Origin of the sequence: Streptococcus sp. 3109, from assembly GCF_013276905.1 — a bacterium.
Taxonomy (GTDB): Bacteria; Bacillota; Bacilli; order Lactobacillales; family Streptococcaceae; genus Streptococcus.
Genome location: NZ_VMLY01000003.1, coordinates 109,368 through 122,835 on the forward strand (window position 1 = coordinate 109,368; position 13,468 = coordinate 122,835).

General features: G+C 35.5%; 13 protein-coding genes and 1 tRNA gene. All 14 read left to right on the forward strand.

Annotated elements, in window-relative coordinates; genetic code table 11:
- The first annotated feature begins 33 nt into the window (after positions 1–33).
- Positions 34–1,170, forward strand: a complete 1,137-nt coding sequence (dnaN, locus tag HT698_RS02290) for a DNA polymerase III subunit beta (RefSeq protein WP_173218741.1) — start codon at positions 34–36, stop codon at positions 1,168–1,170.
- 64 nt (positions 1,171–1,234) lie between these two features.
- The gene (locus HT698_RS02295; protein WP_000285186.1) at positions 1,235–1,429 is read left to right on the forward strand and encodes a DUF951 family protein; all 195 of its coding nucleotides are present in this window, start codon (positions 1,235–1,237) and stop codon (positions 1,427–1,429) included.
- 84 nt (positions 1,430–1,513) lie between these two features.
- Positions 1,514–2,629 carry a redox-regulated ATPase YchF gene (ychF, locus tag HT698_RS02300; RefSeq protein WP_001218700.1) on the forward strand — a complete coding sequence of 372 codons (1,116 nt, stop codon included), beginning with the start codon at positions 1,514–1,516 and terminating at the stop codon, positions 2,627–2,629.
- A 71-nt stretch (positions 2,630–2,700) separates the two neighbouring features.
- Positions 2,701–3,270 (forward strand): aminoacyl-tRNA hydrolase, encoded by a 570-nt coding sequence (pth, locus tag HT698_RS02305; RefSeq protein WP_173218739.1) that lies wholly within the window; start codon positions 2,701–2,703, stop codon positions 3,268–3,270.
- Entirely contained in the window at positions 3,271–6,780 is a 3,510-nt protein-coding gene (mfd, locus tag HT698_RS02310) for a transcription-repair coupling factor (RefSeq protein ID WP_173218737.1), read from the forward strand.
- 57 nt (positions 6,781–6,837) lie between these two features.
- A complete protein-coding gene (locus tag HT698_RS02315) occupies positions 6,838–7,104 on the forward strand; it encodes an RNA-binding S4 domain-containing protein (RefSeq protein ID WP_001234978.1) in 267 nt (88 codons plus the stop codon).
- The gene (locus tag HT698_RS02320) at positions 7,097–7,465 is read left to right on the forward strand and encodes a septum formation initiator family protein (protein ID WP_000041903.1); all 369 of its coding nucleotides are present in this window, start codon (positions 7,097–7,099) and stop codon (positions 7,463–7,465) included. Before HT698_RS02315 ends, HT698_RS02320 begins: the two co-directional genes overlap by 8 nt.
- 4 nt (positions 7,466–7,469) lie before the next feature.
- On the forward strand, positions 7,470–7,592 hold the full coding sequence (locus tag HT698_RS10470) for an SP_0009 family protein (RefSeq protein ID WP_000429331.1): 123 nt from the start codon (positions 7,470–7,472) through the stop codon (positions 7,590–7,592).
- Positions 7,585–8,853 carry a serine hydrolase gene (locus HT698_RS02325; protein ID WP_173218735.1) on the forward strand — a complete coding sequence of 423 codons (1,269 nt, stop codon included), beginning with the start codon at positions 7,585–7,587 and terminating at the stop codon, positions 8,851–8,853. Before HT698_RS10470 ends, HT698_RS02325 begins: the two co-directional genes overlap by 8 nt.
- A complete protein-coding gene (tilS, locus tag HT698_RS02330) occupies positions 8,850–10,127 on the forward strand; it encodes a tRNA lysidine(34) synthetase TilS (protein ID WP_173218733.1) in 1,278 nt (425 codons plus the stop codon). The genes HT698_RS02325 and tilS overlap by 4 nt, the downstream gene beginning before the upstream one ends.
- A 4-nt stretch (positions 10,128–10,131) precedes the next feature.
- Positions 10,132–10,674: a hypoxanthine phosphoribosyltransferase gene (gene hpt, locus HT698_RS02335; protein ID WP_000892176.1), complete on the forward strand. Its 543-nt coding sequence runs from the start codon at positions 10,132–10,134 to the stop codon at positions 10,672–10,674.
- A 15-nt stretch (positions 10,675–10,689) separates the two neighbouring features.
- Complete coding sequence (ftsH, locus tag HT698_RS02340; RefSeq protein ID WP_173218731.1) at positions 10,690–12,648, forward strand: ATP-dependent zinc metalloprotease FtsH; 1,959 nt, start codon at positions 10,690–10,692, stop codon at positions 12,646–12,648.
- A 120-nt stretch (positions 12,649–12,768) separates the two neighbouring features.
- Positions 12,769–13,248 (forward strand): sigma-70 family RNA polymerase sigma factor, encoded by a 480-nt coding sequence (locus tag HT698_RS02345; RefSeq protein ID WP_173218729.1) that lies wholly within the window; start codon positions 12,769–12,771, stop codon positions 13,246–13,248.
- A 92-nt stretch (positions 13,249–13,340) separates the two neighbouring features.
- Positions 13,341–13,412, forward strand: a tRNA-Glu gene (locus HT698_RS02350).
- Positions 13,413–13,468 lie beyond the last annotated feature (56 nt).

The following is a 13,468-nucleotide window of genomic DNA, read 5'->3' on the forward strand; positions in this document are numbered from 1 at the left end:
CTTCTAATACTAAAAATAAATAAAGGAGAATCCATGATTCATTTTTCAATTAATAAAAATTTATTTCTACAAGCATTAAATATTACTAAGAGAGCTATTAGTTCTAAAAATGCCATTCCTATTTTATCAACTGTCAAAATTGACGTGACCAATGAAGGTGTTACTTTAATTGGATCAAATGGTCAAATTTCAATTGAAAATTTTATTTCTCAAAAAAATGAAGATGCTGGTTTGTTAATTACTTCTCTAGGTTCAATCCTTCTTGAAGCTTCTTTCTTCATCAATGTGGTATCTAGTCTACCTGATGTGACTCTTGATTTTAAAGAAATTGAACAAAATCAAATTGTTTTAACCAGTGGCAAATCAGAAATTACCCTAAAAGGAAAAGATAGCGAACAATATCCACGAATTCAAGAAATTTCAGCAAGTACTCCTTTAATTCTTGAAACAAAATTACTCAAGAAAATTATCAATGAAACAGCCTTTGCTGCAAGCACACAAGAGAGTCGTCCGATTTTAACAGGTGTTCATTTTGTATTGAGTAACCACAAGGAGCTCAAAACAGTGGCAACAGACTCTCATCGTCTAAGCCAGAAAAAATTAACGCTTGAGAAAAATAGTGATGATTTTGATGTTGTAATTCCTAGCCGTTCTTTACGCGAATTTTCAGCGGTATTTACAGATGATATTGAAACTGTAGAGATTTTCTTTGCTAACAATCAAATCCTCTTTAGAAGTGAAAATATTAGCTTCTATACTCGTCTCCTCGAAGGAAACTATCCTGATACAGATCGTTTGATTCCAACAGATTTTAACACTACTATTACTTTTGATGTTGTAAACTTACGTCAGTCAATGGAGCGTGCTCGCCTTTTATCAAGTGCGACTCAAAATGGTACTGTGAAGCTTGAAATTAAAGATGGGGTTGTTAGCGCCCATGTTCACTCTCCAGAAGTTGGTAAAGTAAATGAAGAAATCGATACGGAGCAGGTTACTGGTGATGATTTGACTATTAGTTTCAATCCAACTTATTTGATTGATTCTCTTAAAGCTTTAAATAGCGAAAAGGTGACCATTAGCTTTATCTCAGCTGTTCGTCCATTTACTCTTGTGCCAGCAGACACTGATGAGGACTTTATGCAGCTTATCACCCCAGTCCGTACAAATTAAGTTAAAGAGGTTGAGCTTAGCTCGCCTCTTTTATGATATAATCGAAAAAGAAAAGGAGAGTAGTATGTATCAAGTTGGAAATTTTGTTGAAATGAAAAAACCACACGCTTGCACCATCAAGTCAACAGGTAAAAAGGCTAATCGTTGGGAAATTACGCGTGTAGGAGCAGATATCAAAATCAAATGTAGCAATTGTGACCATGTTGTCATGATGGGACGCTATGATTTTGATCGAAAAATGAATAAAATTATTGACTAGGAAGCCTTAGTTAGAGGGTTAGCAAGTTTTCCCTTTTTGTGTTATAATATTAGGGATTGAAATGAAAACGGAGAATGAGAAAATATGGCTTTAACAGCAGGTATCGTTGGTTTGCCAAACGTTGGTAAATCAACACTATTTAATGCAATTACAAAAGCAGGAGCAGAGGCAGCGAACTACCCATTTGCGACTATTGATCCAAACGTTGGAATGGTGGAAGTTCCAGATGAACGTCTACAAAAATTGACTGAAATGATCACTCCTAAAAAGACAGTTCCAACAACATTTGAATTTACAGATATTGCAGGGATTGTAAAAGGAGCTTCAAAAGGAGAAGGGCTAGGGAATAAATTCTTGGCTAATATCCGTGAAGTAGATGCGATTGTTCATGTAGTTCGTGCTTTTGATGATGAAAATGTGATGCGCGAGCAAGGACGTGAAGATGCCTTTGTGGATCCACTTGCAGATATTGATACCATTAACTTGGAGTTGATTCTTGCTGACTTAGAATCAGTTAATAAGCGCTATGCGCGTGTAGAAAAGATGGCACGTACGCAAAAAGATAAAGAATCAGTAGCAGAATTCAATGTTCTTCAAAAGATTAAACCAGTTCTTGAAGATGGAAAATCAGCTCGAACTATTGAATTTACAGATGAAGAACAAAAAGTTGTCAAAGGTCTCTTCCTTTTGACAACTAAACCAGTTCTTTATGTTGCTAATGTAGATGAGGATGTAGTTTCAGATCCAGATTCTATCGACTATGTCAAACAAATTCGCGAATTTGCAGCGACAGAAAATGCAGAGGTAGTAGTGATTTCTGCGCGTGCTGAGGAAGAAATTTCTGAGTTAGACGATGAAGACAAGCAAGAGTTTCTTGAAGCTCTTGGGTTGACAGAATCAGGCGTTGACAAGTTGACTCGTGCAGCTTACCACTTACTTGGACTTGGAACTTACTTCACAGCTGGTGAAAAAGAAGTTCGTGCTTGGACTTTCAAACGTGGTATGAAGGCTCCTCAAGCAGCTGGTATTATCCACTCAGACTTTGAAAAAGGTTTTATTCGTGCAGTAACTATGTCATATGAGGATTTAGTGAAATATGGATCTGAAAAGGCCGTAAAAGAAGCTGGACGCTTGCGTGAAGAAGGAAAAGAATATATCGTCCAAGACGGCGATATCATGGAATTCCGCTTTAATGTCTAAAAAATTAATAAATAGTGTCAATTAGGTTGGAAAAAAATTCCAACCCTTTTGGCTTTTGAAAGGAAAAATAAATGACCAAATTACTTGTAGGCTTGGGAAATCCAGGGGATAAATATTTTGAAACAAAACACAATGTTGGTTTTATGTTGATTGATCAACTAGCGAAGAAGCAGAATGTCACTTTTACACACGATAAGATATTTCAAGCTGATCTAGCATCTTTTTTCTTCAATGGAGAAAAAATTTATCTCGTCAAACCAACGACATTTATGAATGAAAGTGGAAAAGCAGTTCATGCTTTATTGACTTACTATGGTTTAGATATTGAAGATTTACTCATCATTTACGATGATCTTGATATGGAAGTTGGAAAGATTCGTTTAAGAGCAAAAGGCTCAGCAGGTGGTCATAATGGTATCAAGTCTATTATTCAACATATTGGAACTCAGGTCTTTAACCGTGTTAAGATTGGAATCGGAAGACCTAAAAATGGCATGTCAGTTGTTAACCATGTTTTGAGTACCTTTGACAAGGATGATTATATCGGTATTTTACAGTCTATTGACAAAGTTGACGATTCTGTAAATTACTATTTACAAGAGAAAAACTTTGAGAAAACGATGCAGAGGTATAACGGATAAATGGCGACCTTATTAGATTTATTCTCAGAAAATGATCAGATCCAAAAATGGCATCAAAATCTGACAGATAAGAAAAGACAATTAATGTTAGGTTTGTCAACTTCTACAAAAGCTTTAGCAATCGCTAGTAGTTTGAAGAAAGAAGATAAGATTGTTCTATTGCTATCAACTTATGGAGAAGCAGAAGGTCTTATTAGTGATCTTATCTCTATCTTGGGTGAGGAACTTGTCTATCCATTTTTGGTAGATGACTCCCCTATGGTCGAGTTTTTGATGTCTTCACAAGAAAAAATTATTTCACGGGTTGAAGCCTTGCGTTTTTTGACTGATCCGTCTAAGAAAGGGATTTTAGTATGTAATATCGCAGCAAGTCGATTAATTTTACCGTCTCCCAATGTATTCAAAGATAGTATTGTAAAAATCTCAGTTGGTGAAGAATATGATCAACATGCGTTTATCCATCAGTTAAAGGAAATAGGCTATCGAAAAGTTACACAAGTACAAACTCAGGGAGAGTTTAGTATACGAGGAGATATTTTAGATATTTTTGAAATATCCCAGTTAGAACCTTGCCGAATTGAGTTTTTTGGTGATGAAATTGATGGTATCAGGTCATTTGAAGTAGAAACACAATTATCGAAAGAAAATAAGACAGAACTCACAATCTTTCCAGCTAGCGACATACTTTTGAGAGAAAATGATTATCAAAGAGGTCAGTCAGCTTTAGAAAAACAAATTTCAAAGACTTTATCACCTATTTTAAAATCATACTTAGAAGAAATTCTTTCAAGTTTTCACAAAAAACAAATTCATTCTGATTCTCGGAAGTTTTTATCTTTGTGCTATGATAAGACATGGACTGTCTTTGATTATATTGAAAAAGATACTCCAATATTCTTTGATGATTATCAAAAATTGATGAATCAGTATGAAGTCTTTGAAAGGGAGCTAGCGCAATACTTTACAGAAGAATTACAGAATGGTAAAGCATTTTCTGAGATGCAGTATTTTGCAGATACAGAACAAATCTATAAAAAACAGAGTCCGGTTACCTTTTTCTCTAATCTACAAAAGGGGTTAGGAAATCTCAAGTTTGACAAAATTTATCAATTCAATCAATATCCTATGCAGGAATTTTTCAATCAGTTTTCTTTTCTAAAAGAAGAAATTGAACGATACAAAAAAATGAATTATACTATTATCTTGCAATCTAGCAATTCAATGGGAAGTAAGGCATTGGAGGATATGTTAGAGGAATACCAGATTAAATTGGATTCCAGAGATAAGTCAAGTATCTGTAAAGAATCTGTAAACTTAATCGAGGGCAATCTCAGACATGGTTTTCATTTTGTAGATGAAAAGATTTTATTGATAACTGAACATGAGATTTTTCAAAAGAAATTGAAACGTCGTTTTCGAAGACAACATGTTTCAAACGCAGAGAGATTAAAAGATTACAATGAACTTGAAAAAGGAGATTACGTTGTTCACCACATTCATGGAATTGGTCAATATCTAGGGATTGAAACAATTGAAATCAAAGGGATTCACCGTGATTATGTTAGTGTTCAATACCAAAACGGGGATCAAATCTCTATCCCAGTGGAACAGATTCATCTACTTTCCAAATACGTTTCAAGTGACGGTAAAGAACCTAAACTCAATAAATTAAATGATGGTCATTTCAAAAAAGCAAAGCAAAAAGTTAAGAACCAGGTAGAGGATATAGCAGACGATTTAATCAAACTCTATTCTGAGCGTAGTCAGTTGAAAGGCTTTGCTTTCTCAGCCGATGATGAAGGGCAAGATGCTTTTGATGATGCCTTCCCTTATGTTGAAACAGATGATCAACTTCGTAGTATCGAGGAAATCAAGAGAGATATGCAAAATTCTCAGCCAATGGATAGGCTATTGGTTGGGGATGTTGGTTTTGGAAAGACCGAAGTTGCAATGCGTGCAGCCTTTAAGGCAGTCAATGATCATAAACAGGTGGTCGTTCTAGTTCCAACGACGGTTTTAGCGCAACAGCACTATACTAATTTTAAGGAACGATTCCAAAATTTTGCTGTTAATATTGATGTGTTGAGTCGCTTTAGAAGTAAAAAAGAGCAGGCAGAGACACTTGAAAAATTAAAGAATGGTCAAGTTGATATTTTGATTGGAACGCATCGTGTTTTGTCAAAAGATGTTGTGTTTGCTGATTTGGGCTTGATGATTATTGATGAGGAACAGCGATTTGGTGTCAAGCATAAGGAAGCCTTGAAAGAACTGAAAAAACAAGTAGATGTCCTGACCTTGACAGCAACGCCAATTCCTCGTACCCTTCACATGTCTATGCTGGGAATCAGAGATTTGTCTGTTATTGAAACTCCGCCGACTAATCGTTATCCAGTGCAAACCTATGTTTTAGAAAAGAATGATAGTGTCATTCGTGATGCTGTCTTACGTGAAATGGAGCGTGGAGGTCAAGTTTACTATCTTTACAATAAAGTTGACACGATTGACCAGAAGATTTCTGAATTACAGGAGTTGATTCCAGAGGCTTCGATTGGTTATGTTCATGGGCAAATGAGTGAGATTCAGTTGGAAAATACTCTATTAGACTTCATTGAGGGACAATACGATATCTTGGTGACAACTACCATTATTGAGACAGGAGTGGACATTCCAAATGCCAATACTTTATTTATTGAAAATGCGGACCATATGGGCTTGTCAACCTTGTATCAGTTAAGAGGAAGAGTCGGTCGTAGTAATCGTATTGCTTATGCCTATCTAATGTATCGTCCAGAAAAATCAATTAGTGAAGTCTCTGAGAAGAGATTAGAAGCGATTAAAGGATTTACAGAATTGGGATCCGGATTTAAGATTGCTATGCGAGATCTTTCGATTCGTGGAGCAGGGAATCTCCTAGGAAAATCCCAGTCTGGTTTCATTGATTCTGTTGGTTTTGAATTGTATTCGCAGTTATTAGAGGAAGCTATTGCTAAACGAAACGGTAATGCTAACGCTAACACAAGAACTAAAGGGAATGCTGAATTGATTTTGCAAATCGATGCCTATCTTCCTGATACTTATATTTCAGACCAACGACATAAGATTGAAATTTACAAGAAAATTCGTCAAATTGACAACCGTGTCAATTATGAAGAGTTACAAGAGGAGTTGATAGACCGTTTTGGAGAATACCCAGATGTAGTAGCCTATCTTTTAGAGATTGGTTTAGTCAAGTCATATTTGGACAAGGTCTTTGTTCAACGTGTGGAAAGAAAAGAAAATAAGATTACAGTTCAATTTGAAAAAGTCACTCAACGACTGTTTTTAGCTCAAGATTATTTTAAAGCTTTATCCGCAACGAACTTAAAAGCAGGCATCGCTGAGAATAAGGGATTAATGGAGCTTGTATTTGATGTTCAAAATAAGAAAGATTATGAAATTTTAGAAGGTCTGCTGATTTTTGGAGAAAGTTTATTAGAGATAAAAGAGTCGAAGGAAGAAAATGCCATTTGATATTTTTCTTCTATAAAATAGATAAAAATGGTACAATAATAAGTCGAGGTAATAAGGATGAGATTAGACAAATATTTAAAAGTATCGCGAATTATCAAGCGTCGTACAGTCGCAAAAGAAGTAGCAGATAAAGGCAGAATCAAGGTGAATGGAATCTTGGCCAAAAGTTCAACGGATTTGAAAGTTAATGACCAAGTTGAAATTCGCTTTGGCAATAAGTTGCTACTTGTAAAAGTACTAGAGATGAAAGATAGTACAAAAAAAGAAGATGCAGCAGGCATGTATGAAATTATCAGTGAAACACGGGTAGAAGAAAATGTCTAAAAATATCGTACAATTGAATAATTCTTTTATTCAAAATGAACACCAACGCCGTCGCTACCTGATGAAAGAACGGCAAAAACGGAATCGTTTTATGGGGTGGGTATTGATTTTGATTATGCTATTATTTATCTTGCCAACTTTTAATTTAGCGCAGAGCTATCAGCAATTACTCCAAAGACGTCAGCAATTAGCAGACTTGCAAACTCAGTATCAAACTTTGAGTGATGAAAAGGATAAGGAGACAGCATTTGCTACCAAGTTGAAAGATGAGGATTATGCTGCCAAATATACACGAGCGAAGTACTATTATTCTAAGTCGAGGGAAATAGTTTATACGATTCCTGACTTGCTTCAAAGGTGATAAAATGGAAAATTTATTAGACATAATTGAGCAATTTTTGAGTTTGTCAGATGAAAAGCTGGAAGAATTGGCTGATAAAAATCAATTATTGCGTTTACAAGAAGAAAAGGAAAGGAAGAATGCGTAAATTCTTAATTATTTTGTTGCTACCAAGTTTTTTGACCATTTCAAAAGTCGTTAGCACAGAAAAAGAAGTAGTCTATACTTCGAAAGAAATTTATTACCTTTCACAATCTGACTTTGGTATTTATTTTAGAGAAAAATTAAGTTCTCCCATGGTTTATGGAGATGTTCCTATTTATGCGAATGAAGATTTAGTAGTGGAATCTGGAAAATTGACTCCCAAAACAAGTTTTCAAATAACTGAGTGGCACTTAAATAAACAAGGGATTCCGGTATTTAAGCTATCAAATCATCAATTTATAGCTGCGGACAAACGATTTTTATATGATCAATCGGAGGTAACTCCAATAATAAAAAAAGTATGGTTAGAATCTGACTTTAAACTGTATAATAGCCCTTATGATTTAAAAGAAGTGAAATCATCCTTATCAGCTTATTCGCAAGTATCAATCGACAAGACCATGTTTGTAGAAGGAAGAGAATTTCTACATATTGATCAGGTTGGATGGGTAGCTAAAGAATCAACTTCTGAAGAAGATAATCGGATGAGTAAAGTCCAAGAAATGTTATCTGAAAAATATCAGAAGGATTCATTCTCTATTTATGTTAAGCAACTGACTACTGGAAAAGAAGCTGGTATCAATCAAGATGAAAAGATGTATGCAGCTAGTGTTTTGAAACTCCCTTATCTCTATTATGCGCAAGAAAAAATAAATGAGGGTCTTTATCAGTTAGATACGACTGTAAAATACGTATCTGCAGTCAATGATTTTCCAGGTTCTTATAAACCAGAGGGAAGTGGTAGTCTTCCTAAAAAAGAGGATAATAAAGAGTATTCTCTCAAGGACTTAATCACAAAAGTATCTAAAGAATCTGATAATGTAGCTCATAATATATTGGGTTATTACATTTCAAACCAATCTGATGCCACATTCAAATCCAAGATGTCTGCCATTACGGGAGATGATTGGGATCCAAAAGAAAAATTGATTTCTTCCAAGATGGCTGGGAAGGTTATGGAAGCCATTTATAATCAAAATGGATTTGTGCTAGAGTCTTTGACTAAAACAGATTTTGATAATCAGCGAATTGCCAAAGGTGTTTCTGTGAAGGTAGCTCATAAAATTGGGGATGCGGACGAATTTAAGCATGATACGGGTGTTGTCTACGCAGATTCTCCATTTATTCTTTCTATTTTCACTAAGAATTCTGATTATGATACGATTTCTCAGATAGCCAAGGATGTTTATGAGGTTCTAAAATGAGGGAACAAGATTTTTTAAATCATTTTCTCAAGAAGGGATATTTCAAAAAGCATACTAAGGTGGTGCTAGCTCTTTCTGGTGGATTAGATTCTATGTTTCTATTTAAGGTATTATCTACTTATCAAAAAGAGTTAGAAATTGAATTGATTCTAGCTCATGTGAATCATAAGCAGAGAGTAGAATCAGATTGGGAAGAAAAGGAATTAAGGAAGTTGGCTGCTGAAGTAGAGCTTCCTATTTATATCAGCAATTTTTTAGGAGAATTTTCAGAAGCGCGTGCAAGAAATTTTCGTTATGATTTTTTTCAAGAGGTCATGAAAAAGACAGGTGCGACAGCTTTAGTCACTGCCCACCATGCTGATGACCAGGTGGAAACGATTTTGATGCGTTTGATTCGAGGTACTCGTTTGCGCTATCTATCAGGAATTAAGGAGAAGCAAGTAGTAGGAGAGATAGAAATCATTCGGCCCTTCTTGCATTTTCAGAAAAAAGACTTTCCACCAATTTTTCACTTTGAAGATATATCAAATCAGGAAAATCATTATTTGCGCAATCGTATTCGAAATTCTTATTTACCAGAATTAGAAAAAGAAAATCCTCGATTTAGAGATGCAATCTTAAGTATCGGCAATGAAATTTTAGATTATGATTTGGCAATAGCTGAATTATCTAACAATATTGATGTGGAAAATTTAGAGCAGCTATTGTCTTACTCTGAGTCAACACAAAGAGTTTTACTTCAAACTTATCTGAATCGTTTTCCAGATTTGAATCTTACAAAAGCGCAGTTTGCTGAAGTTTGGCAGATTTTAAAATCTAAAAGCCAGTATCGTTATCCGATTAAAAATGGATATGAATTGATAAAAGAGTATCAACAGTTTCAGATTTGTAAAATCAGTCCGCAGGCTGATGAAAAGGAAGATGAACTTGTGTTACACTATCAAAATCAGGTATCTTATCAAGGTTATTTATTTTCCTTTGGACTTCCATTAGAAGGTGAATCAATTCAACGAATACCTGTTTCACGGGAAACATCAATACTCATTCGTCATCGAAAAAGAGGAGATTTTTTGATTCAAAATGGGCATAGAAAAAAACTCAGACGTCTATTTATTGATTTGAAAATCCCTATGGAAAAGCGAAAATCTGCTCTGATTATTGAGCAATTTGGTGAAATTGTCTCAATTTTGGGAATTGCGACTAGTGATTTGAGTAAAAACACGAAAAATGATATAATGAACACTGTACTTTATATAGAAAAAATAGATAGGTAAAAAAATGTTAGAAAACGATATTAAAAAAATCCTCGTTTCACACGATGAAATTACAGAAGCTGCTAAAAAATTAGGTGCTCAATTAACTAAGGACTATGCAGGAAAAAATCCAATCTTGGTTGGGATTTTAAAAGGATCTATTCCTTTTATGGCTGAATTGGTCAAACATATTGATACACATATTGAAATGGACTTCATGATGGTTTCTAGCTACCATGGTGGAACAGCAAGTAGTGGTGTCATCAATATCAAGCAAGATGTAACTCAAGATATTAAAGGAAGACATGTTCTATTTGTAGAGGATATCATTGATACAGGTCAAACTTTGAAGAATTTGCGAGATATGTTTATTGCAAGAGAAGCAGCTTCTGTTAACATTGCAACCTTGTTGGATAAACCAGAAGGACGTGTTGTAGAAATTGAGGCAGACTATACCTGCTTTACTATCCCAAATGAGTTTGTAGTAGGTTATGGTTTAGACTACAAAGAAAATTATCGTAATCTTCCTTATGTTGGAGTCTTAAAAGAAGAAGTGTATTCAAATTAGAAAGAACAATTTTTAATGAAAAAACAAAATAATGGTTTAATTAAAAATCCATTTCTATGGTTATTACTTATTTTTTTCCTAGTTACAGCTTACCAGTATTTTAGTACAGGTAGTGTTGCAGGGAAAAGTGAGCAAATTAATTATACAGAATTGGTAAAAGAAATTACCGATGACAATGTAAAAGAATTGACTTACCAACCAAATGGCAGTGTTATAGAAGTTTCGGGTGTCTATAAAAATCCTAAAACAAGTAAAGAAGAAACAGGCATTCAGTTCTTTTCTCCATCTGCTACAACAGTAGAGAAATTTTCAAGTATTATTCTTCCCTCTGATACCACAGTATCAGAATTGCAAAAACTTGCTTCTGACCATAAAGCAGAAGTAACTGTTAAGCATGAAAGTTCAAGTGGTATGTGGATTAATCTACTCGTATCCATTGTGCCATTTGGGATTCTTTTCTTCTTCCTATTCTCTATGATGGGAAATATGGGGGGAGGCAATGGTCGTAACCCAATGAGTTTTGGACGTAGTAAGGCTAAAGCTGCAAATAAAGAAGATATTAAAGTAAGATTTTCAGATGTTGCTGGAGCTGAGGAAGAAAAACAAGAACTAGTTGAAGTTGTTGAATTCTTAAAAGATCCAAAACGATTTACAAAACTTGGGGCTCGTATTCCAGCAGGTGTCCTTCTGGAGGGACCTCCGGGAACAGGTAAAACTTTGCTTGCTAAAGCAGTCGCCGGAGAAGCAGGTGTTCCATTCTTTAGTATCTCAGGTTCTGACTTTGTAGAAATGTTTGTCGGAGTTGGAGCTAGTCGTGTTCGTTCTCTTTTTGAAGATGCCAAAAAAGCAGCACCAGCTATTATCTTTATCGATGAAATTGATGCTGTTGGACGTCAACGTGGAGTCGGTCTCGGCGGAGGTAATGACGAACGTGAGCAAACCTTGAACCAACTCTTGATTGAGATGGATGGTTTTGAGGGAAATGAAGGAATTATCGTCATCGCTGCTACAAACCGTTCAGATGTACTTGACCCTGCCCTTTTGCGTCCAGGACGTTTTGATAGAAAAGTATTGGTTGGCCGTCCTGATGTTAAGGGGCGCGAAGCAATCTTGAAAGTTCATGCTAAGAACAAGCCTTTAGCAGAAGATGTTGATTTGAAATTAGTTGCTCAACAAACTCCAGGTTTTGTTGGTGCTGATTTAGAGAATGTCTTGAATGAAGCGGCTTTAGTTGCTGCTCGTCGCAATAAATCGATAATTGATGCCTCAGATATTGATGAAGCAGAAGATAGGGTTATTGCTGGACCTTCTAAGAAAGATAAGACTGTTTCACAAAAAGAACGTGAATTAGTTGCCTATCATGAGGCAGGACATACCATTGTTGGTCTAGTCTTATCGAATGCCCGAGTTGTCCATAAGGTTACAATTGTACCACGTGGTCGTGCAGGTGGTTATATGATTGCACTTCCTAAGGAAGACCAAATGCTTCTATCTAAAGAAGATATGAAAGAGCAATTGGCTGGCTTAATGGGTGGACGTGTAGCTGAAGAAATTATCTTTAATGTCCAAACTACAGGAGCTTCAAACGACTTTGAACAAGCGACACAAATGGCGCGTGCAATGGTTACAGAGTACGGTATGAGTGAAAAACTTGGCCCAGTACAATATGAAGGAAACCATGCTATGTTTGGGGCACAGAGTCCTCAAAAATTAATTTCAGAACAAACAGCTTATGAAATTGACGAAGAAGTTCGTTCATTATTGAATGAAGCACGAAATAAAGCTGCTGAAATTATTCAGTCAAATCGTGAAACTCACAAGTTGATTGCAGAAGCATTATTGAAATACGAAACATTAGATAGTACACAAATTAAAGCTCTTTACGAAACAGGAAAGATGCCTGAAGCAGTAGAAGAGGAATCTCATGCACTATCCTATGATGAAGTAAAGTCAAAAATGAATGACGAAAAATAACCCAAAGAGAGGCTTGTCCTCTCTTTTTTGTGCAGTTGAGGATCTAAAGGGTGCAGAATGGAGGAAATGTGCCAAAAGTGTTTCTGAATCTGTTAGACTGTATCTAGAAAGGGGAAGATTATGCTTAAAAAAATGTATGAAGAAGTCCAAGGAATTGTATACAAGTGTAGAAATGAATATTACCTTCATTTATGGGAGCTATCGGACTGGAACCAAGAGGGAATGATTTGCTTACATGAATTGATTAGTAGAGAAGAAGAATTGGTAGAAGATATCCCTCGTTTAAGGCAATATTTCAAAACCAAGTTTCGAAATCGAATTTTAGACTATATCCGTAAGCAAGAAAGCCACAAACGAAGATATAATAAAGAACCTTATGAAGAAGTAGGCGAGATCAGTCATCGTATAAGTGAGGGAGGTCTGTGGCTAGATGACTATTATCTCTTTCATGAAACACTAAGAGATTATAGAAACAAACAAACTAAAGAGCAACAAGAAGAGCTAGAACGCATTTTAAGAAATGAACGATTCCGAGGGCGTCAAAGAGTCCTAAAGGACTTACGTATTGTGTTTAAGGAGTTTGACATCCGTACCCATTAGGAATTCATGCAAAAAAATAAAAAAAGTTTAAAAAAGGTGTTGACAAAGTTTGAAAAGTCGGTATAATAGTAAGAGTTGAAAATAACAACTCTGGTCCGTTGGTCAAGGGGTTAAGACACCGCCTTTTCACGGCGGTAACACGGGTTCGAATCCCGTACGGACTATGGGTATGTTGCAGTTGGAAATACTTGATGAAAAAAGTTTAAAAAAGTTTCAAAAA